This is a genomic window from Roseateles sp., from assembly GCF_039595595.1.
Classification (GTDB): Bacteria; Pseudomonadota; Gammaproteobacteria; order Burkholderiales; family Burkholderiaceae_C; genus Roseateles.
The window spans coordinates 1-23,580 of the sequence record NZ_JBCNLG010000045.1 but is presented as its reverse complement, the minus strand read 5'-3'; the positions used below and the strand labels follow the sequence as shown (position 1 = coordinate 23,580).

At 68.4% G+C, this 23,580-nt stretch carries 22 protein-coding genes and 2 tRNA genes; 10 read left to right on the top strand and 14 right to left on the bottom strand.

Annotation, left to right across the window (positions count from 1 at the left end; translation table 11 throughout):
- Positions 1–158 precede the first annotated feature (158 nt).
- The 3 genes from ABDW61_RS25445 to ABDW61_RS25435 form a co-directional block, all read right to left on the bottom strand.
- Positions 159–1,709 carry a tripartite tricarboxylate transporter permease gene (locus tag ABDW61_RS25445; RefSeq protein WP_343642791.1) on the bottom strand — a complete coding sequence of 517 codons (1,551 nt, stop codon included), beginning with the start codon at positions 1,707–1,709 and terminating at the stop codon, positions 159–161.
- 10 nt (positions 1,710–1,719) lie between these two features.
- Positions 1,720–2,145, bottom strand: a complete 426-nt coding sequence (locus ABDW61_RS25440) for a tripartite tricarboxylate transporter TctB family protein (RefSeq protein WP_343642790.1) — start codon at positions 2,143–2,145, stop codon at positions 1,720–1,722.
- A 234-nt stretch (positions 2,146–2,379) separates the two neighbouring features.
- Positions 2,380–3,312, bottom strand: a complete 933-nt coding sequence (locus tag ABDW61_RS25435; protein ID WP_343642789.1) for a LysR family transcriptional regulator — start codon at positions 3,310–3,312, stop codon at positions 2,380–2,382.
- 103 nt (positions 3,313–3,415) lie between these two features.
- Between ABDW61_RS25435 and ABDW61_RS25430 the strand changes: the two genes are divergently transcribed.
- A complete protein-coding gene (locus tag ABDW61_RS25430) occupies positions 3,416–4,246 on the top strand; it encodes an NAD(P)H-dependent oxidoreductase (protein WP_343642788.1) in 831 nt (276 codons plus the stop codon).
- A gap of 7 nt (positions 4,247–4,253) precedes the next feature.
- Here the strand turns inward: ABDW61_RS25430 and ABDW61_RS25425 are convergent, their stop codons facing one another.
- From ABDW61_RS25425 to ABDW61_RS25405, 5 genes are all read right to left on the bottom strand, one after another.
- On the bottom strand, positions 4,254–5,126 hold the full coding sequence (locus tag ABDW61_RS25425) for a cyanophycinase (protein ID WP_343642787.1): 873 nt from the start codon (positions 5,124–5,126) through the stop codon (positions 4,254–4,256).
- Positions 5,123–5,722, bottom strand: a complete 600-nt coding sequence (locus tag ABDW61_RS25420) for a hypothetical protein (RefSeq protein ID WP_343642786.1) — start codon at positions 5,720–5,722, stop codon at positions 5,123–5,125. Before ABDW61_RS25420 ends, ABDW61_RS25425 begins: the two co-directional genes overlap by 4 nt.
- A 16-nt stretch (positions 5,723–5,738) precedes the next feature.
- Entirely contained in the window at positions 5,739–6,173 is a 435-nt protein-coding gene (locus ABDW61_RS25415) for a type II toxin-antitoxin system antitoxin SocA domain-containing protein (protein ID WP_343642785.1), read from the bottom strand.
- Between the two features lie 75 nt (positions 6,174–6,248).
- Positions 6,249–6,336, bottom strand: a tRNA-Ser gene (locus ABDW61_RS25410).
- A gap of 95 nt (positions 6,337–6,431) precedes the next feature.
- Complete coding sequence (locus ABDW61_RS25405) at positions 6,432–7,262, bottom strand: symmetrical bis(5'-nucleosyl)-tetraphosphatase (protein ID WP_343642784.1); 831 nt, start codon at positions 7,260–7,262, stop codon at positions 6,432–6,434.
- Between the two features lie 99 nt (positions 7,263–7,361).
- On the opposite strand from ABDW61_RS25405, the gene ABDW61_RS25400 reads away from it, so the two are divergent.
- From ABDW61_RS25400 to ABDW61_RS25385, 4 genes are all read left to right on the top strand, one after another.
- Positions 7,362–8,663, top strand: coding sequence for a hemolysin family protein (locus ABDW61_RS25400; protein ID WP_343642783.1), 1,302 nt, complete (start codon positions 7,362–7,364; stop codon positions 8,661–8,663).
- On the top strand, positions 8,660–9,403 hold the full coding sequence (locus ABDW61_RS25395; RefSeq protein ID WP_343642781.1) for a SapC family protein: 744 nt from the start codon (positions 8,660–8,662) through the stop codon (positions 9,401–9,403). Before ABDW61_RS25400 ends, ABDW61_RS25395 begins: the two co-directional genes overlap by 4 nt.
- A 124-nt stretch (positions 9,404–9,527) precedes the next feature.
- Positions 9,528–10,907 carry a lyase family protein gene (locus ABDW61_RS25390; protein WP_343642779.1) on the top strand — a complete coding sequence of 460 codons (1,380 nt, stop codon included), beginning with the start codon at positions 9,528–9,530 and terminating at the stop codon, positions 10,905–10,907.
- A gap of 478 nt (positions 10,908–11,385) precedes the next feature.
- A complete protein-coding gene (locus ABDW61_RS25385; protein WP_343642778.1) occupies positions 11,386–12,138 on the top strand; it encodes a hypothetical protein in 753 nt (250 codons plus the stop codon).
- 8 nt (positions 12,139–12,146) lie between these two features.
- On the opposite strand, the gene egtD is transcribed toward ABDW61_RS25385, so the two are convergent.
- Together egtD and egtB are read right to left on the bottom strand one after the other, a co-directional pair.
- Positions 12,147–13,061 (bottom strand): L-histidine N(alpha)-methyltransferase, encoded by a 915-nt coding sequence (gene egtD, locus ABDW61_RS25380; RefSeq protein ID WP_343642777.1) that lies wholly within the window; start codon positions 13,059–13,061, stop codon positions 12,147–12,149.
- Complete coding sequence (gene egtB / locus ABDW61_RS25375) at positions 13,058–14,299, bottom strand: ergothioneine biosynthesis protein EgtB (RefSeq protein ID WP_343642776.1); 1,242 nt, start codon at positions 14,297–14,299, stop codon at positions 13,058–13,060. Before egtB ends, egtD begins: the two co-directional genes overlap by 4 nt.
- 252 nt (positions 14,300–14,551) lie before the next feature.
- On the opposite strand from egtB, the gene ABDW61_RS25370 reads away from it, so the two are divergent.
- Positions 14,552–15,424 (top strand): LuxR C-terminal-related transcriptional regulator, encoded by an 873-nt coding sequence (locus ABDW61_RS25370; protein WP_343642775.1) that lies wholly within the window; start codon positions 14,552–14,554, stop codon positions 15,422–15,424.
- Here ABDW61_RS25370 and ABDW61_RS25365 read toward each other — a convergent pair.
- The gene (locus ABDW61_RS25365; RefSeq protein ID WP_343642774.1) at positions 15,393–15,782 is read right to left on the bottom strand and encodes a VanZ family protein; all 390 of its coding nucleotides are present in this window, start codon (positions 15,780–15,782) and stop codon (positions 15,393–15,395) included. The genes ABDW61_RS25370 and ABDW61_RS25365 overlap by 32 nt on opposite strands.
- Before the next feature lie 131 nt (positions 15,783–15,913).
- Positions 15,914–16,132 carry a hypothetical protein gene (locus ABDW61_RS25360; RefSeq protein WP_343642772.1) on the bottom strand — a complete coding sequence of 73 codons (219 nt, stop codon included), beginning with the start codon at positions 16,130–16,132 and terminating at the stop codon, positions 15,914–15,916.
- Between the two features lie 313 nt (positions 16,133–16,445).
- Here ABDW61_RS25360 and ABDW61_RS25355 point away from each other — a divergent pair.
- The 4 genes from ABDW61_RS25355 to ABDW61_RS25340 all read left to right on the top strand — a co-directional run bounded on the left by ABDW61_RS25355 (position 16,446) and on the right by ABDW61_RS25340 (position 19,713).
- Positions 16,446–16,521, top strand: a tRNA-Thr gene (locus tag ABDW61_RS25355).
- Between the two features lie 209 nt (positions 16,522–16,730).
- Positions 16,731–18,062 carry an amino acid deaminase gene (locus ABDW61_RS25350; protein WP_343642771.1) on the top strand — a complete coding sequence of 444 codons (1,332 nt, stop codon included), beginning with the start codon at positions 16,731–16,733 and terminating at the stop codon, positions 18,060–18,062.
- A gap of 11 nt (positions 18,063–18,073) precedes the next feature.
- Positions 18,074–19,429, top strand: a complete 1,356-nt coding sequence (locus tag ABDW61_RS25345) for a DUF2130 domain-containing protein (protein ID WP_343642770.1) — start codon at positions 18,074–18,076, stop codon at positions 19,427–19,429.
- An 11-nt stretch (positions 19,430–19,440) separates the two neighbouring features.
- Positions 19,441–19,713 carry a hypothetical protein gene (locus ABDW61_RS25340; protein ID WP_343642769.1) on the top strand — a complete coding sequence of 91 codons (273 nt, stop codon included), beginning with the start codon at positions 19,441–19,443 and terminating at the stop codon, positions 19,711–19,713.
- A gap of 125 nt (positions 19,714–19,838) precedes the next feature.
- Here ABDW61_RS25340 and ABDW61_RS25335 read toward each other — a convergent pair whose 3' ends face one another.
- Positions 19,839–20,852, bottom strand: a complete 1,014-nt coding sequence (locus ABDW61_RS25335; protein WP_343642768.1) for a class 1 fructose-bisphosphatase — start codon at positions 20,850–20,852, stop codon at positions 19,839–19,841.
- A complete protein-coding gene (gene pepN, locus ABDW61_RS25330; protein ID WP_343642766.1) occupies positions 20,849–23,578 on the bottom strand; it encodes an aminopeptidase N in 2,730 nt (909 codons plus the stop codon). The genes ABDW61_RS25335 and pepN overlap by 4 nt, the downstream gene beginning before the upstream one ends.
- Positions 23,579–23,580: the final 2 nt, after the last annotated feature.

Sequence of the window (23,580 nt, the reverse complement as noted above, 5' to 3'; positions counted from 1 at the left end):
GAACCGAGGTCGGCCGCCACGACCCTCGCTCTCCCTCGGTATGGCGCCCAAGCGCCTACCCTGGGCGGGTCGGCCTGTGGCGGCCTGGGCGTACTTTGCTACATACAAGGGCGGGGGAGAGGGCCAGTGGCGATGGCAGTGCCGGAGCCCTCTGCGCGTCAAGCTCCTTGCGGCGCCACTGTCCCGGCGTCCGGATCCTGGTCGTGGTCATTGCCCTTGCCGCTCTTGGCGCCCTTGCGATTCGCCAGCAGGAACGCGATGAGCTGCCACGCGATGAACACCGCCATGATCCCCAGCAGCGTCGCGCTGATCGGCCGTTGCACGAAGACGTCGAACTTGCCGCGGCTGATCAGCATCGCCCGCCGGAAGTTCTCCTCGAGCATCGGCCCCAGGATGAAGCCCAGCATCAACGGCGCCGGGTCCATGTCCAGCCGCATGAAGATGTAGCCCGCCAGGCCGAAGGCCGCCGTGACGAAGACGTCGTCCAGGTTGTTGTTGACGCTGAAAGTGCCGATGCAGCAGAAGAACAGGATCGACGGGAACAGCACGTTGTACGGGATCTTGAAGACCGACAGCCAGTAGCGCACCAGCGGCACGTTCAGCACCACCAGGAACACGTTGCCGATCCACATGCTGGCCACCAGCCCCCAGAAGATGTCCGGGTGGCCCGCGATCATGTTGGGCCCCGGCTGGATGCCCTTGATGATGAACGCCGCCATCATCAGCGCCATCACCGGGTTCTCCGGGATGCCGATGCTCATCAGCGGGATGAAGCTGGTGCGCGCCGCCGACTCGTCCGCCGCCGCCTGACCCGCCACGCCTTCGATGGCGCCGTCGCCGATCTCATGGCGGTACTTGCTGACCTTCTTGTCGACCGCATAGGCCGCGAATTGCGCGATCGTCGGTCCGCCGCCCGGCAGGATGCCCAGGAACGACCCCACCACGCTGCCGCGCAGCGCGCTCGGGATGATGCGCTTGAACTCCGGCCACGTCGGCATCAGGTGGATCTTGCCGTTGAAGGGCGTGCGCTCGTTCTTGGCATCCAGGTTCTTGGAGATCTCCGCGATGCCGAAGCAGCCCAGCGCGATGCTCACCAACCCCACGCCCTCCGCCAGGAAGGGCATGTCGAAGGTGTAGCGCTCCATGCCGCTGTTGACGTCCGTGCCGATCTGGCCGAAGAGCACGCCGATCAGGCACATCGCCAGGCCGTTGAGCAGGCTGCCCGTGGTCACGAAGCTCACGCACAGGAAGCCCAGCAGCATCAGCGAGCAGTAGTCGGCCGGCCCGAACAGGAAAGCCACCTCACCCAGCGTCGGCGCCAGGCAGGCCAGCACCACGATGGCGACCGTGCCGCCGATGAAGCTCGAGATGCCCGCCGTGAACAGCGCCAGCCCGGTCTTCCCCTTCAGCGTCATCTGGTACCCGTCGATGCAGGCCACGATGGAGCTCGCGTGCGGGATCTTCATCGTGATCGCGCTGACGCTGTCGCCGTACTGCGCGCCGTAGTAGATGCCGGCGAGCATGATCAGCGCGCCATTGACGGGAATGGAGTAGGTCAGCGGCAGCAGCACGCTGATCGTGGCCAGCGGGCCCAGGCCCGGCAGCAGGCCGACCAGGGTGCCCACCACGCAGCCGATCGCGCAGAACATCAGGTTCTGCCAGGTCAGCGCGTGCTCGAAGCCGAAGGCCAGGTTGTGAAGGATCTCCATGGCGGCCTCCTTACAGCAGCGGCAGGTTCAGGCCGAGGAACTTCTGGAACACGAACGCGATCGCCAGCAGGCCGATCGAGATCGCGATGTTCCGCTTCCACGAGTAGTTGCTCCCCGCAGCCGTCGCGATGAAGACCATCACCACGATGCCGGCCGACATGTTCAGGAAGCGCGAGACCAGCGAGAACGCGCACAGCGCGCCCAGGATCAGGCCGATGTTCTTGACCTTGAAGTCCAGGCCCGGACCGCCGGAGACGACGCCCCGCACGATGGTGGCCAGCGCCACCAGGCCCAGCAGGACGCTGATCATCAGCGGGAACAGCCCGGGACCGGCGTGGTCCATGCGGCCGATGGGATAACGCAGCGCGCCCAGTCCGAAGAACAGGGCCACCGCGGCGAGGAACAGGCCTCTCGCAAGCGAACGGTTGAGGGTCATGCAGCACACCAGAAGGGTCCGAGATGTGCCCATGTTTCCGGCGACGACCCGCCGTGTCGTACGCGTTTCTGCGCAGCGGCGGCCCTCGGACGGGTGCTCGACAGCTTGCGGACAGCTTCAGGTTAAGAAGCCGTTTGATCGATGTTGGCGAGGTGTTTGCGCGTCGTCGCGAAGCCGTCGTGGCGTCGTTGACGCGCTACGCCGCGCCGAGGTCGAAAGCACCCACGACGCGGTTCAGCCGGCTTGCATGGCCGCTCCGGAACGGGTCCGCGGTCCGGCGGCGGCATGTACCTCGTCGCGCAGCCAGCGCTGGGCGACGTGGCCGTGGTTGCGCTCGTGCCAGACCATGGCGATCTCGAAGCCATCGATGGGCAGCGGCGGCGCCAGTACCTGCAGGCCAGCGGCGCGATGGCGCACCAGGCGCTCGGGGACCAGCGCGACGAGATCGGAACGGCCGACGATGTCCGGCACGAACAGGAAGGACGCGGCCGACAGCACGACCTGGCGCTTCAGGCCGAGCGCCGCGAGCGCGTGGTCCACCGGCGTGGAGAACGCGCCGCCGGCCGGCGAGACGACGACCTGCTCGAGCCGGGCGAAGGCCTTCGCGCTGAGCTTGCCCGTCACCACCGGGTGGCCGCGGCGGGCGATCAGCTTGTAGCACTCCTGGAACAGCGGCCGCATGCGCAGGCTGGGGGCGGCCTCCATCGGCTGCATCAGGCACAGGTCGATGTCGCCGCGCGCGAGCTGCGCCGCGTGCTGGTGCGAATCCATCTGGCGGATGGCCACGCGCACGCCCGGCGCGCTGCGGCGCAGGCGCAGCACCAGCGGCTGCAGCACCGTCATCTGCAGGTAGTCGGACGCGGCGATCGTGACGGTGAGGTCGGCCGTCGCGGGATCGAAATGCAGATGGGAGGTCGCGACGCCGCGCACCTGATCCAGCGCCTGGCGCAGCGGCTCGAGCAGCGCCAGCGCCTTGGCCGTCGGCGTCATGCCGCGCTGCGCGGGGAGCAGCAGCGGATCCTCGAAGACATCGCGCAGCCGCGCCAGCTGCGCGCTGACAGCGGGCTGGCTCAGGTGCAGCCGCGCCGCGGCCTTGGTCACGTTGCGCTCGGTGAGCAGCGCTTCAAGCGTCACGAGCAGGTTGAGGTCGAGGCGGCTGGTATCCATTGCGTCGATGGTAGGCCATACAACAATCGATTTCACGGATGGCGGATGGATCGTCAGACTGACGTTCATTCCCTGTTCCCACCTGCTGTGAAAGGAGTCGCAGATGAGTTCCGTTTCCCCTTCGTCCGTGATCGCGCGCCCCACGCCGGGCGGCGACGCCGCCGGCAAGACCGTGCTGATCGTCCACGCCCATCCGGAGCCGAGCTCGCTGACCCGCACGATGGTCGGCGTGGCCGCCGAGACGCTGGGCGCCGCCGGACATCGGGTGCTGCAGTCCGACCTCTATGCGATGAAATGGAAGGCGGTCTATGACGAGCACGACTTCCCGCACCGGCTCGACACGAAGCGCCTGGATTTCACGCGCGAGTCGGGCCATGCCTACGAGAACGGCCATCAGGCCGCGGACATCGCCGAAGAACAGCGCAAAGTGATGGCCGCCGATCTGTTGATCCTGCAGTTCCCGCTGTGGTGGTACGGCATGCCCGCGATCATGAAGGGGTGGATCGATCGCGTCTGGGCGCGCGGCCTGGCCTATGGCTACCAGGGCCAGGGCAACCGGCTGCGCTTCGGCGAGGGCGGCTTCGCGGGGCGCCGCGCGATGGTGTCGGTGACGACCGGCGGTCCGGCGGTCGACTTCGGACCGCGCGGCATCAACGGGCCGATCGACCAGCTGATGTTTCCGGTCACGCATGGGATGCTGTTCTTCCCCGGCATGTCGGTGCTGAAGACGCATGTCGTGCACGGCACGGGCCAGATGACGAAGGAAGGCGTGGAGGCGGCCATGAACGCGTGGCGTCAGCGCCTGGGCGGCGTCTTCGACGAAGCGCCCATCGCCTTCCGGCCACAGAACGGCGGCGACTACCCGGATGGGCATCAGCTGCGCGATGACGTGGCGCCGGGCCGCGTGGGCTTCGAGGCCCACGTCGCCGGCTGAGGCGAGGTCAGCCGATCAGCGGAGCGGGCGAGGCGATCACGCGGAGCAGCCGCTGCAGATGCGGTGGCGTGGCCGGGTCGTTGAATCGCAGTGCGGTGCCGCATGGCAGCAGGAAGAAGCCGAGCTGCTCGAAGGCGATGACGGAGGATGGCTCGCGCCGGTCGGTCATTCGCGCGCCGTCGATGACCGTCACGGCGCCCGCACCGACGACGCGCAAGTCGTGGCCGGGACGGACGATCAGCGCGGTGTCCTCGTCGATGCCCACGCCGGTGCGGCGCGGGTCGAGCGAGACCAGCTGCAGCAGTCGCGCATGGCGCTTGCGCTGCGCGAAATGCTGATCGATGACCAGCGCCGGCATCAGTCCGAGGGCGGCATGCAGCGGCTGCGAGGGACCGGCGAACTGCTCATTGAGGTCGCCGACCGGCATGTGCGCGCCGAGCGCCGACGCGCCCGCGCTGGTGCCGGCGATCGCGAGGTCGCCGCAGGCATGGCGCTCGCGCAGCAGCGCGTGCAGCGGCGTGCCGCCGATGGTGTCGACGAGGCGCTCCTGGTCGCCGCCGGTGAGGAAGAGCAGGTCCGCGTCGCGCAGCGCGTCGAGCGCGGCCGGCGCGCTGGCCGCGGCGCGGTCGCGCGGATCAAGCCACGCCGGCGTGGCCCCGAGCGAGCGGAAAGCGGGTTCGTACTGGGACCAGAGCAGGTCGGGCTCGCCGCTGGCGGTGCTCAGCACGAGGACCCGGAGCGGCGCGCCGCCCGGACGGGTGGCCGCGCAAGCCGCGACCAGCTCGCGCAGCACCAGCCCCGGCGTGAGCCGGTCCTCATTGCCGCCGATCAGGGCGAGCAGGGCAGGGGACGCCGTGCCGGCGTTCTTCTTCGAACTCAATGGGGCTCCGTCGGATAAAGGGAGTGTTCGCGGTCCCACCACACAAAGTGGAAGTGCGCCTGGACGATGAAGCCCCAGGCCCGTCGCTTTTGACCGCCCAGACGGAAGCGGAACACCGAGTCGTATTGCTCCAGCTCGAGACGCCGCCAACGCGTCTGCGCCTCCTCGATGAGATCGCCGATCTCATGCGTGTGATGCATCTTGTGGCCGGTGCCCGAGTTTTGCCGGTCGATCTCTCCCCAGGTCAGTGCGGCGAATTCGCTCATGGGCGGATGGATCGTGTCCGTCCATTCCTCTCCCGTCCAGGCGCGAGGTTCTCCCCACGACCAATGGTCGGTCACATCGGCACGCGTGATGCACCAGGTCATCCGGGCGTTGAATCGGGCTCCGTCCTCGCGGGCCTTGGGCACGCGCTCGTTGGCGAGGGCGCGTTCAAGATGAGGCGCGAGACGGGGCGAGGAGTCGATCATGGGCTCGCGCGCACGGCGCGGCGCCGCCATCTCTCCCACCTTCGAGAGCAGCGCCTTCTTGCTCGCCTCGAACCGGGCCTGGGCCTCGGCCTTCTTCTGCGCGCGCGCCTCGCTCTTCTTGCCCATGGACGGGATCAATCAGTCAGAGCGAGGAGTAGTACTCGTGCATCGCGCCCTGGGAAATCACGGCCGTGGACGGTTCGCCGATCGGCGTGTCGCCGCGCGCTTGCTTCCAGGGCGCTTCTTGGTGCGTGAGGTTGCTGAGCCACTGCGCCGTCTTGTCGCCGTAGAAAGCCAGCACGCGCTCGATGTTGCCGCGTTCGCTTTCCGAAAGCGCCGCGCTGTCAGCGCTGGCGAACAGCGCGGCGTCGACCTTGAACAGGCCGCGATGTTTCTGATAGAGCGTGGGCAGGACCGGTCCGTTCGCCCAGGCCTGGAAGTCCTCGCTGAAGAGCGGTGCCTCGTCCCACACCAGGTTCCAGGCCTGCGCGTAGAACATGAGCTTCTGGAGCTTCATCGCCGAGACCTCCCCGGTGCGCTCGGTGATGTACTTGGCAACGTCAAAGGTGGAGGCCATCGGTGAGCTCCTCGGCTGCGGGGCGAGATTCGGCGGGCCAATCCGGCTCGATCCGGCTCGATCTGGGAAAACGGGTGGCGGAAGCGGTGAGATTCGAACTCACGGACGGTTGCCCGTCGCTGGTTTTCAAGACCAGTGCCTTAAACCACTCGGCCACGCTTCCAACAGTGCAGCCGATCAGATCATCGAGCCGCGTCTCCTCTCACAGGAGAAGCCGCGATTCTAAGCGCGCCCGGGAGCGGCTCGAACGAAGCGGATTCAGTCCGCTCCCGGCTTCCTCGCCTGCACGCACGGCACCTGGATGATTTCCAGCGCCTGGCCGTCCGCCACCCGCGCAGCCGTCAGTTCGCCGCCCCACACGCAGCCGGTGTCCAGCGCCAACAGGTCCGGCCGCTGCACCAGCCCCAGCGTCGACCAGTGCCCGAAGGCGATCGGGTGGCCGGCCGTGCGCCGCTCCGGCACGTCGAACCACGGCAGATATCCCTCCGGCGCCGTGCCCAGACCCTCCTTGGTCTTGAAGTCCAGCTTGCCCTTCGCATTGCAGTAGCGGATCCGCGTCAGCACGTTGATCACGAAGCGGAGCCGCGCCACGCCCTCGAGTTCCTCCTTCCAGCGGTCCGGCTCGTTCCCATACATCTGCGGCAGGAACTCCGCCAGCTCCGGCCCGCGCAGCAACGCGTGCACCTCCTCCGCCAGGGTCAGGGTCTGCTCCGCATCCCATTGCGGCACCACCCCCGCGTGCACCATCAGCCAGCCCTGCGCCCGCATCGCCAGCCGCTGCCGGCGCAGCCACTCGAGCAGCGCCTCCCGGTCGGGGGCCTGCAGGATCGCGTCCAGCGTGTCCCCCTTGTGCGGGGCGCGCACGCCCGCGGCGGTCGCGAGCAGGTGCAGGTCGTGGTTGCCCAGCAGGCACTGCGCCGCGTCGCCCAGCGACTGCAGCCGGCGCAGCGTCGTCAGGGAATCCGGCCCCCGGTTGACCAGATCGCCCAGCAGGTAGAGCCGGTCGCGCGAGGGCGAGAAATCGATCTTCTCCAGCAGACGCGCCAGCGCGTCGCAACAGCCTTGCAGGTCGCCAATCAGGTAGTGCATAGCGGGATTTTGCGGTGTCGATGTCACACAGCCTCTGCTAACCTTGCCGGCCTTGTGTTTTGGGCGCGACTCGGGGTAAGTACCCGGTCCGCGCTGTCAATGGATACCGCCCTAGTTCTCTTCCTGATACTGCTCAACGGATTGTTCGCCATGTCGGAGATGGCCCTCACGGCCTCCCGCAAGGCACGCTTGCAAGTGATGGTGGAGAGCGGCGAAGCGGGCGCGCAGGCCGCGATGGACCTGCATGAGAACCCCACCAAGTTCCTCTCCACCGTCCAGATCGGCATCACCTCGATCGGCGTGCTCAACGGCATCGTCGGCGAGGCGGCGTTCTCCGCCCCCGTGGCCGAGATCCTGCTGGCCCACTTCCCGCTGACCACCCGCGCCGCCGAGATCGCCGCCACCGGCCTGGTCGTGGTGATCCTGACCTTCGTGACCATCATCTTCGGCGAACTGGTGCCCAAGCGCCTGGGCCAGATGTTCCCCGAGAACGTCGCCCGCCTGGTGGCGCCGCCGATGGAGATCATGTCCCTGGTCACCCGGCCGTTCGTCAAGCTGCTGAGCTTCTGCACCGAGTTCACGCTGAAGCTGCTCGGCATGGGCGGCAAGTCCAGCCGCGCGGTGACCGAGGAGGAGATCGCGGCCAGCCTCGAGGAAGGCCTGGACGCCGGCGTCATCGAGGAGCACGAGCATCAGATGGTGCGCAACGTGTTCCGCCTGGACGAGCGCCAGATCGGCTCCATGATGATCCCGCGCGCGGAGATCGCCTGGCTGGACATCACCGACCGCCCCGAGCAGGTGCTGCAGATCCTGCGCGCGCATGGCTACAGCCGTTACCCGGTCTGCCGCGGCGGGCTGCACGACGTCGTGGGCGTGCTCAGCGCGCAGAGCCTGCTGGCGCGCGCGCTCGCCGGCGAGAGCCTGGACCTGGGCCAGGGCCTGGATGCGCCGGTGTTCGTGCCCGAGACGCTGTCCGGCATGGAACTGCTCGCGCACATGCGCGGGGCCGAGACACCGCTGGTGTTCGTCGTCGACGAGTACGGCGAGGTGCAGGGCGTCGTCGCGATGCGCGACGTGCTGGAGGCCATCGCCGGCGAGTTCAACTCGTCCGATGGCGAGGACGCCTGGGCGGTCCAGCGCGAGGACGGCAGCTGGCTGATGGACGGCCTGATCCCCATCACCGAGCTGAAGGACCGCCTGGATTTGAAGGAACTGCCCGAGGAGGACCGTGGGCGCTACAACACCCTGGCCGGCATGGTGATGCTGCTGCTGGGGCGTCTGCCGCGCACGGCCGATGTGGTGGAGTGGGACGCGTGGAGATTCGAGGTGGTCGACCTCGACGGCAAGCGTGTGGACAAGGTGCTGGTCTCGCGACTGGCGGACGATGGAGTGAATGTATGAGCAACCCCCCGATGTATGAGAACCTGGTGCCGGTGGACCGGGTCCAGCACAAGAACACCCGCATGAAGGTCGGCGCCCAGGTGCTGGACCGCGTGGCGCCGCTGAACTCGCTGTTCATTGCCGTGGCCGAGTTCGCGGACGCGAGCGCCGAATACCCGGTGGTGTTCGTGCGCATCGGCACCGCGCCGGAAGGCCAGCGCCCGGCCGTCGCGCCGCTGGCGGTGTTCGGTCTGAAGCAGGGCAGCAACCTGTTCGTCAAGGACGGTCAGTGGACCGGCCGCTACGTGCCGGCCTACGTGCGCCGCTGGCCCTTCGCGATGGCCCGCATCGAGGAAAACTCGAACGACATGGCGCTGTGCCTGGACGCCGGCGCCGGCGCCTTCTCCGAGACCGAGGGCGAGCCCCTGTTCAAGGAGGACGGCGAAGCGTCGGAGCTGCTGCTCAACGCCAAGCAGTTCTGCGAGGACTTCGAGCGCGAGGCCGAGCGCACCCGCCAGGCCTGCGAACTGCTGCAGGACCTGGACCTGCTCCAGGACATGCGCTTCGAGGCGCAACTGCCCAGCGGCGAGAAGCTGGACGTCGACGGCTTCATGACGATCAACGAGAAGGCCCTGGCCGAGCTGCCCGACGCGAAGATCGTCGAGCTGCACCGCAACGGCCTGCTCGAGGTCATCACGATGCACCGCCAGTCGCTGCGCCTGATGAGCCGTCTGGCGCAGATGTACGTGCCGGCGAACTGAGCGGCGACGCAGGAACGCGCGCGATCAAGCCGGGCGATCACCGGCCGAGACAAACCCCAAGCGGGTTTGCTTGAGTACGGCGTACGCGGGAGCCTCGATAGCATCCTCGACCGAGAGGACGTAGATGCTGTTCGAGGCTTTTTTGTCGTCCACCGCGATGGAATCGGTGTTCTCACCGGCCGCGGTGGTGCAGTCGATGATGGATGTGGAGGCCGCGCTGGCGCGGGCCTCGGCCCGCACCGGGCTGATCCCGGCGCCCGCGGCGCAGGCGATCGCGAGCCTGTGCCGCGCCGAGCTCTATGACGTGCCGGCGCTGGTGGCCGCGGCGCCGCGCAGCGGCAACCTGGCGGTGCCGGTGGTGCAGCGGCTGCGCGAGACGGTCGCGCTGTTCGATCCCGCCGCCGCGGTGTACGTGCACCGCGGCGCCTCCGCCCAGGACCTGATCGACACCGCGATGGTGCTGCGCACCCGCGAGGCGCTGCGGCTGCTGGATGACGACCTGCAGCGGCTGTGCGCCCGGCTGCTGGAGCTGGCCGAGGCGCACGCCGCCGTGCCGATGCTGGGCCGCACGATGATGCAGCCCGCGCAGGTGATCAGCCTGCGCTACAAGGTGATGAACTGGCTGATGCCGCTGCTGCGCAGCGCCGAGCGGCTGCGCGGGCAGGGCCGCGAATCGCTGCTGCTGCAACTGGGCGGCGCGGTCGGCACGCTGGACGCGATGGGCGAGCGCGCTCAGGACATGCTGGCCGCCGTCGCCGCGGAACTGTCGCTCGCCCCGCCCGACATGTGCTGGCACACGCAGCGCGACCGCTGGCTGCGGCTGGGCCTGGAAGTCGGCCTGCTGTGCGGCAGCCTCGGCAAGCTGGCCCAGGACTTCGCGCTGATGGCGCAGGCGGAGGTCGACGAACTCAACGAGCCGCCCGGCGAGGGCTATGGCGCCTGCTCGTCGATGCCGCACAAGAAGAATCCGGTCGCGGCGCTGCAGGCAATGGCGGCGGTGCAACGCGCGCCGCAGCGCGTCGCGGGCCTGATGGGCTGCATGACGCCGGAGCATGAGCGCGGCCTCGGGCAGCATCAGGCGGAACTCGCCGAGTGGGGCGGCCTCATGGGCGGCGCGCACGCGGCCGTCGAGGCGCTCAACCGCGCGCTGGCCGAGCCGGTCATCCGGCTGGACCGCATGCGCGCCCACGTGCTCGAGCGCCAGGGCCTGGTCGCCAGCGAGCGCCTGGAGCATCTGCTGCTGCCGCGGCTGGGCCGTCAGCGCACCGGCGCGGTGATCCGCGACCTGATCCACCGGGTGCGGCAGGGACAGGGCACGCTCGAACAATTGCTGCATGCGGCCATCGACGTCGGCGACCTGCCGCCGACGGCGCTGAGCCCGGACGAACTGGCGGTGATGTTCGACCTCGACGCCATCGCGGCGCAGGCGGATGGCCGGGTCGAGGCGCTCATGGCGCAGGCGCGGCAGCGCCTGGATGCACTCGCCGCAGCCCCCTGTGTCTGAGCCCTGCGGCCAGCCAGCAGACCGCTTTTCCGGTATCAGCCCGGAAGCAACGAGATACGAACTTTCCTGCTCGCACAGCGTTCCTGTCGCGCGCTTGCCGACAAATTGCCCCGGATTTCCGTAGGGATTTCCGCAAAAACGCGTGGGGCCATGTCCCCTGAATTCGCCAACTGAACGCAATTCATTTGGTTACATGTGCAACAACGGTGCGGAAAACGCAGTTGTGCAGAACTGTGCAGAGATTCGTGTAAGTCGAACCCCCGCGAGGGGGAGTACCGGTTTCCGAAACGGTGCCTGGTATGTAACCGGATTCCCTCAGACGCGGGGTTTCCCCCTGGCAAGGGATTGACCGTCGTTCGACCTCGGGACAGACCCGTAAGGTCGCAGTCGCATTTGTTATCTATCGTAGCCCCCGTCGGTAATTACTTTGAGTGGGCCATAGACTCGCCCTTGATAACCAAGTGGTCTGGAGTTGGGAATGAGCGACGAATCTCGCGTGACGGACATCGATATGGAAGCGCCTGCAAGCCCCATGCAGGCGCTGCAGTCGTTTCGCTCGGAGATTCCGTTTGTCCGCTCCGATTCCGTCGAGCTCGTTTCGCGCGACACGGACTATGGCCGCATCGAAATCCGCGCGTTGATGGACGGCACCAGCCATGCGTTGCTGGAGCGCCGGTATGCGTCACGCGGTTACCGCCTGAGCCGCTCGGCCGACGTGACGCTGGGCGCTTATTGGGAGGGCAAGCTGGTGTCGACGCTGGGTTTGCGGCGTGACGCCGGCAGCTTGGCCGCCGACCAGAGCTTCCCCAAGGAGATGGCCGGCATGCGCGAGCAGGGCTGGCAGCTGTGCGAGTTCACCCGCTTGGCCGCCGACCCGGACGGCCCGTCCAAGCTGGTGCTGGCCAGCCTGTTCCACCTGGCCTACCTGCACGCGGTGCACCACTGGGGGGCCGAATTCCTGGTGATCGAGGTCAATCCCCGCCACAAGGCCTTCTACCGCCGCATGCTGGACTTCCAGCCGCATGGCGAGGAGCGCCTGCACCGCAGCGTCGGCGCTCCGGCTGTGCTGATGAGCCTGTCGCTGGCCTACGGCGCCACGCAGGTGCGCAAGTACGGCGGCTCGATGAACGAGGATGGCCGCTCGCGCACGCTGTTCCCGTATTTCTTCTCGCCCAAGGACGAGCCAGCGCTGCTGAGCAAACTGGCCGACGTCTACGGCTACGACGCCTGAGCGTCGCCTCAGGCCTCCAGCCAGTGGAGGCTGAACCAGCGCCGCTCGTCCGTCCAGTGCGCTGAGGGTCTGAAGCCCGCCTCCCGGGCCAGCGCCTGGAAACTCTCCACGCTGTACTTGTACGAGTTCTCGGTGTGCAGACTCTGGCCGGGCGACAGCGTGTAGCGCTGGCCCTGCAGCTGGAGCTGCTGCTCGCCGCGCGGCAGCAGGTGCATCTCGATGCGATGGCGGCGCGGGTCGTAGAACGCGTAATGGTCGAAGCCGTCCGCGTCGCACTCCAACCCCAGCACGCGCTGCGCATGGCGCAGCAGGTTCAGGTTGAAGCGCGCCGTCACGCCGCGCGCGTCGTTGTAGGCCGCGTGCAGCAGCGCCGGATCCTTGATCAGGTCGACGCCGATCAGCAGCGCCCCGCCGTCCAGTTCCGCGCGCAGCAGTTTCAGGAACTCGAGCGCCTCGGCCGGATCGAAGTTGCCGATGCTCGAGCCCGGGAAGAAGCCGATGCGCCGGCCATCGGGCGGCGGATCGGGCAGCACATGCATCTTCGTGAAGTCCGCGACCACCGGCAGGATGCGCAGCGACGGATGCTCGCGCTGCAGCGCCTCGCAGGCGGCCAGCAGGTGCGGGCCGGAGATGTCCACCGGCACGAAGCTGTGGAGCTGGACGGCGCGCTCCAGCAGCAGGCGCACCTTCACGAGCGCGCCGGCGCCGTACTCGATCAGTTGCGCGCCCGGCCCCATGCGCGCGGCGAAGTCGCCGGCATGCTGGCGCAGCAGCGCCAGCTCGGTGCGGGTGGGGTAGTACTCGGGCAGCTCGCAGATCTGCTCGAACAGCGCCGAGCCTTGCGCGTCATAGAAGTACTTGGGCGAGATCGCGTGCTCGGGGCCGGCGAGCGCCGCGTGAAGGTCCTCGGCGAAACTGCTCATGCAGGGGTCTCCGTGCGCGGGTGCGCGTCGCGGGCCAGTCGCAGCCCGGTGAACTGCCAGCGCGCGGCCGGCGGGAAGAAGTTGCGGTAGCTGGTCCGCGTGTGGCCCGGCGGCGTCGCGAGGCTGCCGCCACGCAGCACCAGTTGGCCGACCATGAACTTGCCGTTGTATTCCGAGGCCGCGCCCTCCAGCGGGCGGAAGCCGGGGTAGGGGTGGTAGGCCGACCGGGTCCATTGCCAGGCCTGATCGTCCAGTTGCTCGATGCCGGGCAGCGCGGCCGCGGCTTCCCATTCCTGCTCGCTGGGCAGGCGCGCGCCGGCCCATTCGGCATAGGCGGCGGCCTCGTAGAAGCTGAGCTGCATCACCGGCGCCGCCGCGTCCATCGGCCGCAGGCCGTGCAGGCCGAAGACGGACCAGCATCCGTCGTCGCCCTCGACCCAGTACAGCGGCGCGCGCCACCCCTGCGCTTGCACCGTGGCCCAGCCGTCGGAGAGCCACCAGCGCGGCTCGCGATAGCCGCCGTCGTCGATGAAGCGCTGGAAGTCGCCGCAGGTCACGAGGCGGCTGGCGATCTCGAAGGGCTCCAGCCAGGTGCGGTGCCGCGGCCCTTCGTTGTCGAAGGCAAAGCCTGCCCCTGGCGCCGCGGCGTCATGACCGATCTCGACGAGTCCGCCGTCGTGGCGCAGCCATTCGCTCATGCCGGGGCGCGCCGGCGCGGGGGCAGTGCTCAACAGCGCCGGCCGCCACGGATGGCAGGACATCAGATGCAGCGCGTCGGTCAGCAGCAGCTCCTGATGCTGCTGCTCATGGTTCAGACCGAGCGCCAGCGTCGGCGCGATGGCGGTCCATTGCGCGTCGGAGCAGCGCGCGATGAGTTGACGCATGTGCTCGTCGACATGGCGCCGGTAGGTGTGGACCTCGTCGAGCGAGGGCCGCGTGAGCAGACCGCGCTGCGGGCGCGGATGACGCGGCCCGAGGCCTTCGTAGTACGAGTTGAAGAGGTAGTGGAAGGACTCGTCCAGCGGCTCGTAGCCCGGCAGATGGGGGCGCAGCAGCAGCGCTTCGAAGAACCAACTGGTGTGGGCCTGGTGCCATTTGGCGGGACTGGCGTCCGGCATCGATTGGGCGGCCTGGTCCTCGGGCGACAGCGGCTCGGCCAGCGTCAGCGTGTGACGCCGGACCGCCTCGTAGCGGCGCGCGAGATCGCGCCGCGCGGGCGGCAGATCGTGATCCGACATGCAAGCAACTCCTGCGGGCCCGGGGAGGCGGGCCCAGCGGCAACGGTAGCCGATTTGCCATGACCGCGTCCGGCGTGAGCCGCTCGCCGCGGCCGGACGGGCGGGCGCAACTGCCACCCGGTGTCAGCAAGGGCAAGGCGGGCTCCCGCTCGCGCCACGATCATGGTCCGTTCATCTGGACGTCACGCCGCGCGGGCAGGCTCACGGCGACACGGCTCACCGCCCTCATCCATGTCCATGACGCCGCCCGCGATGTCCTCTCCGATCCCGACGTCCCTTGTGCCACCGCTGGCGCCACCGCTGGCGCCAGCTCTCGCGCCGCCCGCGCCGGCGGCCGGAGGTGCCGATGGCGACGCGCTCCCGCTGCCGTGGCTGCAGGACCATGTGCTGGTCGAGCGCCTGCTGGAGGCGCTCTGGAGCGCGCGCCAGCCGGCCACGCCGGCCCAGTTCTTCATCTGGAGCCAGAGCCGGCTGCAAGCGCTGCTGCCGCACCGGCTGCTGGTGTGTGTCGGCGACCAGCCGCCATCGCCGCGGCTGGCGGCGCAGCTGTTCCACCTGAAGCCGATCGGCGCGCTGCTGCAGACGCAGCTGGAGTCGCCCGATCACGGACTGTGGCTGTCGCTGATCCGGCGCTGGGGCGAGGGGCGGAGGCCGCTGCATATCGACCTCGCGCGCGAACCCGACACCGCGCTGTTCCAGCCCCTGCTGGAGGCGGGCCTGCGGGATCTGGCGCTGCATGGCGTCGCCGGCGACGGCGAGCGGCCGCACAGCCTGTTCCTGCTGGCGGGCGAAGGCTGGGACGAGGAGCACGTGCGGCGCCTGGAGCTGCTCACGCCGGCGCTGCACGCGGCGTGGCGGCGGGCGCGGCTTCAGTCGCGGGGACAGGCCTTGCCGCGGCGGGCGGGCGCGCTGGTGACGCCGCGCGAGCAGCAGATCGTCGAGGGCCTGCGCGCGGGCCTGAGCAACGAGGGCATCGCGATCCAGCTGGGCATCAGCATGTTCACGGTCAAGAATCACGTGCGCAAGATCCTGCGCAAGCTGGGTGCGAACAACCGCGCCCAGGCGGTCGCGATCGCGATGTCGCGCCGCGAGTTCAGCGAGCCGGAGCCGCCCTTGGCGCGATGAAACGCAGCGCCAGCGCGTGCACGGCCAGGCCGATGACGGCGCCGATCATGTCGGCGAGCACGTCGGCCGCCTCGGCATCGCGGCCGGGAATCTGGGACTGCACCAGTTCGATGCTGACGCCATAGGCCAGCAGCGTCGCCAGCACGATCCAGCGGCGGCGCGGGCTCGCGATCAGACATTGCATGCCGACGAAGGCCAGCGTGCCGAAGGCGCTGAAGTGATTCGCCTTGTCCCAGCCGAGGTCGGCCATGCGTGGCGGGTGCGGCGAGAAGGCGAGCCAGCTCGCGCTGAGCACCACCGCCAGGAACAGGGCGCGCCAGGCGTTGCGCCAGCGCGGGTCATGCAGGACATCAGACATCACAGGGGCCCGCCTCCGATCCGGGCTGCGGGCAGTGTGCCATGCGTTCGTGAAGCGAGCGTGAGGCCGCGAGGGCCGGAACACGCCTGTTCATCGGCCTGACGAGCGCTTACCGGTCTTCGAGTGATCGGCTAGTTGCCGCGTCTGCGTCCGGTCCACTTGTAGGTGGCGACTCCGGCGCCGACCATGCAGAGCGCTTGAGTCACCAGACCCGCAATCATGAAATCGCTGATGTCGCTGTCGGACTTCACGTGATTCGGCTCGTACCACTGCCAGACGAAGCGGAGCAGAAAGTAGCTGACGATGATCGAGAGGGCCGCGGCCACGGCCGCGTAGGTCGCACGCTTCATTTGACTTCCCAGAACCAGATTGCCTTGGACTTCCTGTAATCGCTGAACCGCCCTTCATACGAGAAGCCGGTGACCGTTGGGTGACTGGCCCAGAGTTCTGCAAACGTCGGCATCGGAACCTCCTGACTTCAAACATGTGGTCCGTCTGATTCTGGAAAAGAGGGCGGCTCGGCCCGGGATGACCAACTGCACTTGCTATCCATCCCATCGATGACGGCCTCAGTCGCACCCACGCTACGCTCTTGAAGGACTGTCGAAGACTCTGCTATAGTCGCGGTCTTCCCGAGGGACGCAAATTGCGTCACGCGGGTAGGCCGGTGTAGCTCAGTTGGTAGAGCAGCGCATTCGTAATGCGAAGGTCGGGAGTTCGACTCTCTTCACCGGCACCAATCTCAAGGGCTCGATGTGCAAGCATCGGGCCCTTTCCTTTTGCCCCATCCCTCCCGTGCGGCCTACCGCGCGATGCCGCGATGCCGCGATGCCGCGACGCCGCGGCAGGCTCGCGGCGGTGGCAACATCGGGCGCCATGACTGCTCCTACGCTTGGCGCCACGCCCGCATCTCGTTCCGCTTCCGAGGCCGCAACCGGTGATGGCCCGGTGCGGCTGAAACTCGACGCCGTCCTCGGCCAGCCGCTGCCGCCGACGCTCAAGGGCCTGCCCGCCAGCGCCGAGGGACTCTTCCCGCGCGATCTCGAGCGCCTGAAGCTCTCGCTGCTCGACGGCGACCTGCCGTTGCCAGCGGCCGTGCTCAAGGAGTCCGCGCTGGTCCACAACGCGCGCTGGATGCGCGAGTTCACCGCCCGCGCCGGCGTGAGCCTCGCGCCGCACGGCAAGACGACGATGGCGCCGCAGCTCTTCCAGCGCCAGTTCGACGAAGGCGCGTGGGGCATGACGGCCGCGACGGCGGCGCATGTGCGCACCTATCGCCGCTTCGGCGTGCCGCGCGTGATCCTGGCCAATCAACTGGTCGGCAAGGCGGATCTGGAACTGGTGTTGCGCGAGCTCGAAGCGGATCCCGATTTCGATTTCTATCTGCTGGTCGACTCGCCGGCGGGCCTGGAGCTGCTCCGCCGCGCTGCCCTCGAGCGGGGTTTGATGCGTCCGCTGCAGGTGCTGCTCGAAGTGGGCACGCCGGGCGGCCGCTCGGGCGTGCGGACGCAGGATGAAGGCCTCGCGCTTGGCCGCGCGATCCGCGACGCCGCGCCGGTGATCGCGCTGCGCGGCGTCGAGGCCTTCGAGGGCGTCTACAGCGGCTCTGACACGGCGCGCGTGGAACTCGGCGCGCTCACGATGATCGAGACGATCGCGGAGCTCGCCCGCGCCGGATGCGCCGAGGGCTGGTTCGCGCCTGGCGAGGTGCTGTTGACCGCAGGCGGATCGGCGTTCTTCGACATGGCGGCCCGCGTGCTGGCCTCGGTCGAGGCGGCCGGCTCGGGTCATGCCTTGCGCGTGGTGCTGCGCAGCGGCTGCTACCTCTCGCATGACAGCCTTCAGTACGAGCGCCTGCAGGACCGCATGCGCCAGCGCGCCGGCGCGCTGTGGGGCGAGGGCCCCGGCCTGCGCAACGCGATCGAGGTCTGGGCCCATGTGCAGTCGGTGCCCGAGCCGGGCCGCGCGATCTGCACCGCCGGCCGGCGCGACCTGAGCTACGACGCCTGCCTGCCGCAGCCGTTGTGGTGGTACCGCCAGGGCCTGCACGATGCGCCGCAAGCCGCGCCCGCCGAATGGGCCGTCACCAAACTCAACGACCAGCACGCCTATGTCGACCTGATCGATCCGGCAGGGAAGGGCGGCGACCTGCCGCTCCAGGTCGGCGATCTGATCGCCTTCGGCGTCGGCCATCCCTGCACGACCTTCGACAAATGGCCCCTGCTGTACACGGTGGACGACGGCTATCGCGTCCTGGACGGCATCCGGACCTTCTTCTGAGACGACCACGCATGCACGACATCATCTGCCCGCACTGCGGCAAGGCCTTCAAGATCGACGAGGCGGGCTACGCCGACATCCTCAAGCAGGTGCGCGACAGCGACTTCGAGAAACAGCTCCATGAGCGCCTGGAGCTGGCCGAGCGCGACAAGCGCAATGCCGTGGAACTCGCGCAGGCGAAGGTCGCCGGCGAGCTGCAGAAAGCCGCCGCGGCCAAGGACGTCGAGATCCAGGAGCTCAAGGCCCGGCTCGATGCCGGCGAGGTCCAGCGCAAGCTCGCGGTGGCCGAGGCGCTCGGCGCGCTGGAGAAGCAGCTCCAGACCACCGCGGCCGCGAAGGATGCCGAGATCCAGCAGCTCAAGGCCCGGCTCGACGCCAGCGAGATGGCCCAGCGCCTGGCCCTGACGCAGGCCGTCGGCGCGGTCGAGAAGGAACGCGACCAGTTGCGCAGCGGCTTGGAGCGCGCCGAGCTCGAGAAGCAGCTGGCCGAGAAGTCGCTCAAGGACAAGTACGAAACGCAGATCAAGGACCGTGACGACGCCATCGAGCGCCTGCGCGACATGAAGGCGCGGCTGTCGACCAAGATGGTCGGCGAGACCCTCGAGCTGCACTGCGAGACCGAGTTCAACCGCATCCGCGCCACCGCTTTCCCGCGCGCCTACTTCGAGAAGGACAACGACGCGCGCACCGGCAGCAAGGGCGACTACATCTTCCGCGACACCGACGAGTCGGGCACCGAGATCGTCTCGATCATGTTCGAGATGAAGAACGAGAGCGACCGCACCGCCACGAAGAACCGCAACGAGGACTTCCTCAAGGAGCTCGACAAGGACCGCGTCGAAAAGGGCTGCGAGTACGCGGTGCTGGTGTCGCTGCTCGAGCCCGACAGCGAGCTCTACAACACCGGCATCGTCGACGTCTTCCATCGCTATCCGAAGATGTATGTCGTGCGGCCGCAGTTCTTCATTCCCATCATCACGCTGCTGCGCAATGCGGCGATGAACTCGCTCAAGTACAAGGCCGAGCTCGCGCTGGTGAAGGCGCAGAACATCGACATCACGAACTTCGAGACCCAGCTCGAGACCTTCAAGACGGCCTTCGGGAAGAACTACGAGCTCGCGTCGCGGCGCTTCCAGACGGCGATCGACGAGATCGACAAGTCCATCGATCACCTGCAGAAGACCAAGGAGGCGCTGCTGGGCACCGATCGCAACCTGCGCCTGGCCAACGACAAGGCCCAGGACGTGACGATCAAGAGGTTGACCAAGGGCAACCCGACGATGGCCGACAAGTTTGCCGAACTCAAGCGCAACGAAAGTGCTTCGTCCGACGATCCCGACAAGGACCACAAAGGTCTTTTGTTCTGAAGGAGCGATTCATGAATATCGGCTGTGCCCTTGTGGGAGGGTTCTTCGGCGGCCCGCTCGGAGCGATCGGAGGCGCCATTGGCGGCGGACGCGGAGCGCTGCTCGGCAGCCTGTTCAGCAACATGAGCGGGATCGGCGGCGTGTCGCCCTTCGTGACCTTGATGGGCAACGGTTGCATGAACTATTCCATGTCATGCATGCCTTCATGGGGCGGCTACTCGCCCTACGGCCTGGGAGGCTTCGGCATGGGCGGCCACCCGATGATGGGACGCGGTTGGTGGTGACCACCCTCGTCGAGGGCTTGCCGACTTGCGCGCGTTGATGCAAGGCCGGTCGTGACGCAAACGAAGAAGGCCGCTCATCGAGCGGCCTTCTTCATGGTGCCCCGGCGTGGCGCGGGGCGAGCGGCTTACTTGCCGGCGTCCAGGTGGTACTGCGTGACGCGCTCGACTTCGTTCTTCGAGCCCAGCACGACCGCGACGCGCTCATGCAGCTTGGTCGGCTGCACGTCCAGGATGCGCTGGCGGCCGTTGGTCGCCGCGCCGCCGGCCTGCTCGACCAGGAAGGCCATCGGGTTGGCCTCGTACATCAGGCGCAGCTTGCCGGCCTTGTTCGGCTCGCGCTTGTCCCACGGGTACATGAAGATCCCGCCGCGCGTCAGGATGCGGTGGACGTCCGCCACCATCGACGCGATCCAGCGCATGTTGAAGTCCTTGCCGCGCGGACCCGTCGTGCCGGCCAGGCACTCGTCGATGTAGCGCTTCACCGGCTCGTCCCAGTGGCGCATGTTGGACATGTTGATCGCGAACTCCTTGGTGTCCGCGGGGATCTTCACGTCGTCGGCGGTCAGCACCCACGAGCCCTGCTCGCGGTCCAGCGTGAACATCGCCACGCCGTCGCCCACCGTCAGCACCAGCGTGGTCTGCGGCCCGTAGACGCAGTAGCCCGCCGCCGCCTGCGACGAGCCGGGCTGCAGGAAGTCGTCCTCGCTGACGCCCTTGCTGCCTTCGGGCTTCTTCAGCACCGAGAAGATGGTGCCGATCGAGACGTTGACGTCGATGTTGCTGGAGCCGTCCAGCGGATCGAACATCAGCAGGTACTCGCCCTGCGGGAAGCGGTTGGGCACCAGGTAGATGCTGTCCATCTCCTCCGAGGCCATCGCGGCCAGATGGCCGCCCCACTCGTTGGCTTCGATCAGGACCTCGTTGGCGATGATGTCCAGCTTCTTCTGCACCTCGCCCTGCACGTTCTCCGATCCCGCCGTGCCGAGCACGTCGCCCAGCGCGCCCTTGTTGACGCTGATGGCGATGCGCTTGCAGGCGCGGGCCACCACCTCGATCAGCAGGCGCAGCTGCTGCGGGATGTGGCCGTGCAGCCGCTGCTGCTCGACGAGGTATTGGGTCAGGCTGACGCGTTGACTCATGACACGACTCCGGATGGTTGGAAAGCCTCTTCCGCCGCGGCCGGCACCGCCGCGGCCACGGGCCGCGGATCAAGGGCCAGCGCGCGCTCGATGATTTCGCGCACGTCGTTGGACAGGTCCGGCTTGGCGGCCACGCGGGCGATGGCCTCGCGCGCGGCGCTGCGGTAGGGCTGCGCCAGCGCGGTCCAGCGGTCCATCACGCGGGCCAGCCGGCCCGCCACCTGCGGATTGATCGCGTCCAGCGCCAGCACCTGCTCGGCCCAGAACACATAGCCCGCCGCGTCCGCGCGGTGGAACGCGGCCGGGTTGAACATCGCCAGCGAGAAGATCAGGCTGCGCGCGCGGTTGGGGTTCTTCAGCGTGAAGTCGGGATGCTTCATCAGCTGCTTCACCCGCGCGAAGGTCTTGCCGTCGGCTTCCGCCGCGCGGCCTTGCAGCGCGAACCACTTGTCGATGACCAGCGCCTCGCCCTTGAACTGGGCATGGAAGCGGGCCAGCGCGCTGTCGGCCAGCTCGGCGTGCGCGTTCACGAGCGCGCTCAGCGCGCCCATGCGGTCCGTCATGTTGGTGGCGTCCTTGAAGCGCTGGTAGGCGCGCCCGGGCCAGACGCTGTCGCCATGGCGGGTCGCGTGCAGCACCAGCATCGCCAGCGCCAGGTTCACCAGCGCCCGCTTGCCGCTCTGGACCGGGTCGGGGCGGTAGCCGGTGCTGACCTGGTGCTCCTCGTAGGCCCAGGCCCAGTCGGCCTGCAGCGCCGAGGCCAGCTGCGCCTGCGCAGCGTCGACGGCGGCATGGATGGCCTGCGGGTCGACCACGTCGAGCTGCTCGGCGATGTAGGCCTCGTCGGGCAATTGCAGCGCCAGCGCCTTGAAGGCGGGATCCAGTTCCGGATGACGCAGCACCGCGCGCATCGCGTCCAGGTAGGCGGCGTCCAGCACCAGCGGCTGGCCCGAGCGCACGGCGCCCAGGATGCGCGCCAACGCCAGGCGCTGCGAGGCCTCCCAGCGGTTGAACGCGTCGCTGTCGTGCTTGAGCAGCACCAGCAGTTCCGCGTCGCCCAGGCCGTCGTCCAGTACCACCGGCGCGGAGAAGCCGCGCAGCAGCGAGGGCACCGGCTCGGCGGGCACGTTGACGAAGACGAAGGACTGCTCGGCCTGGTCCAGCACCAGCACGCGCTCGGTGCCGGTGGTGCCGGCGTCGCCATCCTCGCCCTGCAGCATCAGCGGCAGCGCCTGGCCGTCGCGCGCGAGCAGGCCCAGCGCCACCGGGATCACCTGCGGCAGCTTGCCGTCCTGGCCCGGCGTCGCGGGCGTGGACTGCTTCAGCGTCAGCGTGAAGGTGCCGGCGGCCGCGTCGTAGACGCCGCGCGCCTGCAGGCGCGGCGTGCCGGCCTGCGCGTACCAACGCTTGAACGCGTCCAGGCGCGTCGACAGCGCCGAGCCCGGATTCGCGTCCGCGATCGCCTGCGCGAAGTCGTCGCAGGTCACGGCCTGGCCGTCATGGCGCTCGAAGTACAGCGCCATGCCCTTGGCGAAGCCCTCGCGGCCGACCAGCGTCTGGTACATACGCACGACTTCCGCGCCCTTCTCGTAGACGGTGGCGGTGTAGAAGTTGTTGATCTCGACGTACTCGTCGGGGCGCACCGGATGCGCCATCGCGCCGGCGTCCTCGGGGAACTGGCGGGCGCGCAGCGCACGCACGTCCTCGATGCGGCAGACCGCACGCGCGCTCGGGGTGGCGGCCATGTCCTGGCTGAACTCCTGGTCGCGGAAGACGGTCAGGCCTTCCTTGAGCGACAGCTGGAACCAGTCGCGGCAGGTGACGCGGTTGCCGGTCCAGTTGTGGAAGTACTCGTGCGCGACGATGGACTCGATGCGGGCGAAGTCCGCGTCGGTCGCGGTGGCGGGGGAGGCCAGCAGCGCCGAGGTGTTGAAGATGTTCAGGCCCTTGTTCTCCATTGCGCCCATGTTGAAGTCGGACACACCGACGACCATGAAGCGCTCGAGGTCCAGCGGCAGCTGGAAGCGGGCCTCGTCCCACACGACCGAGGCGATCAGCGAGTTCATCGCGTGCTCGGTCTTCTCCAGGTCGCCCTGGCGGACGTAGACCTGCAGCAGGTGGTCCTTGCCGCCGCGGGTGCGGATGCGCTGCTCGCGCGCGACCAGGTCGCCGGCCACCAGCGCGAACAGGTAGCTCGGCTTGGGGAAGGGGTCATGCCACTTCGCCAGGTGGCGGCCGTTGTCCAGCTCGGTGGTCTCGACCAGGTTGCCGTTGGACAGCAGCACCGGGTACTTGGCCTTGTCGGCGCGCAGCGTCACGGTGTAGACCGCCATCACGTCGGGGCGGTCCAGGAAGTAGGTGATGCGGCGGAAGCCCTCGGCCTCGCACTGCGTGAAGAAGCTGCCGCCCGAGGTGTACAGGCCCGACAGCGCGGTGTTCTTCTCCGGCGCGCAGGTGTTGCGGATCTCCAGCGTGAAGTCCGCATCGGGCACGTTGTCGATGATCAGTTCATGGCCTTCCTGGCGGAAGGACACGCTCTCGCCGTCGATCAGCACGCGCAGCAGGTTGAGCTCCTCGCCATGCAGGCGCAGCGGGCCGTGCGGCACCGCGGCGTTGCGTTCCAGGCGCATCTTGCTGGCGACCAGCGTCTTGGCCGGGTCGAGGTCGAAGCACAGGTCGACGGTGCGGATCCAGAAGATCGGCGCGACGTAGTCGGCGCGGCGGATCA

What these genes read in the sequence shown, in the direction of transcription:
- ABDW61_RS25415 (WP_343642785.1), bottom strand. Translation starts at nt 6,173, where the DNA reads ATGGCCTCCACCTTTGACGTTGCCAAGTACATCACCGAGCGCACCGGG.
- ABDW61_RS25385 (WP_343642778.1), top strand. Translation starts at nt 11,386, where the DNA reads ATGAGCGACGAATCTCGCGTGACGGACATCGATATGGAAGCGCCTGCA.
- ABDW61_RS25360 (WP_343642772.1), bottom strand. Translation starts at nt 16,132, where the DNA reads ATGAAGCGTGCGACCTACGCGGCCGTGGCCGCGGCCCTCTCGATCATC.
- ABDW61_RS25445 (WP_343642791.1), bottom strand. Translation starts at nt 1,709, where the DNA reads ATGGAGATCCTTCACAACCTGGCCTTCGGCTTCGAGCACGCGCTGACC.
- ABDW61_RS25335 (WP_343642768.1), bottom strand. Translation starts at nt 20,852, where the DNA reads ATGAGTCAACGCGTCAGCCTGACCCAATACCTCGTCGAGCAGCAGCGG.
- ABDW61_RS25400 (WP_343642783.1), top strand. Translation starts at nt 7,362, where the DNA reads ATGGATACCGCCCTAGTTCTCTTCCTGATACTGCTCAACGGATTGTTC.
- ABDW61_RS25345 (WP_343642770.1), top strand. Translation starts at nt 18,074, where the DNA reads ATGCACGACATCATCTGCCCGCACTGCGGCAAGGCCTTCAAGATCGAC.
- ABDW61_RS25405 (WP_343642784.1), bottom strand. Translation starts at nt 7,262, where the DNA reads ATGCACTACCTGATTGGCGACCTGCAAGGCTGTTGCGACGCGCTGGCG.
- ABDW61_RS25420 (WP_343642786.1), bottom strand. Translation starts at nt 5,722, where the DNA reads ATGGGCAAGAAGAGCGAGGCGCGCGCGCAGAAGAAGGCCGAGGCCCAG.
- ABDW61_RS25440 (WP_343642790.1), bottom strand. Translation starts at nt 2,145, where the DNA reads ATGACCCTCAACCGTTCGCTTGCGAGAGGCCTGTTCCTCGCCGCGGTG.
- ABDW61_RS25340 (WP_343642769.1), top strand. Translation starts at nt 19,441, where the DNA reads ATGAATATCGGCTGTGCCCTTGTGGGAGGGTTCTTCGGCGGCCCGCTC.
- egtB (WP_343642776.1), bottom strand. Translation starts at nt 14,299, where the DNA reads ATGTCGGATCACGATCTGCCGCCCGCGCGGCGCGATCTCGCGCGCCGC.
- ABDW61_RS25430 (WP_343642788.1), top strand. Translation starts at nt 3,416, where the DNA reads ATGAGTTCCGTTTCCCCTTCGTCCGTGATCGCGCGCCCCACGCCGGGC.
- ABDW61_RS25435 (WP_343642789.1), bottom strand. Translation starts at nt 3,312, where the DNA reads ATGGATACCAGCCGCCTCGACCTCAACCTGCTCGTGACGCTTGAAGCG.
- ABDW61_RS25395 (WP_343642781.1), top strand. Translation starts at nt 8,660, where the DNA reads ATGAGCAACCCCCCGATGTATGAGAACCTGGTGCCGGTGGACCGGGTC.
- ABDW61_RS25365 (WP_343642774.1), bottom strand. Translation starts at nt 15,782, where the DNA reads ATGTCTGATGTCCTGCATGACCCGCGCTGGCGCAACGCCTGGCGCGCC.
- egtD (WP_343642777.1), bottom strand. Translation starts at nt 13,061, where the DNA reads ATGAGCAGTTTCGCCGAGGACCTTCACGCGGCGCTCGCCGGCCCCGAG.
- ABDW61_RS25390 (WP_343642779.1), top strand. Translation starts at nt 9,528, where the DNA reads ATGCTGTTCGAGGCTTTTTTGTCGTCCACCGCGATGGAATCGGTGTTC.
- ABDW61_RS25370 (WP_343642775.1), top strand. Translation starts at nt 14,552, where the DNA reads ATGTCCTCTCCGATCCCGACGTCCCTTGTGCCACCGCTGGCGCCACCG.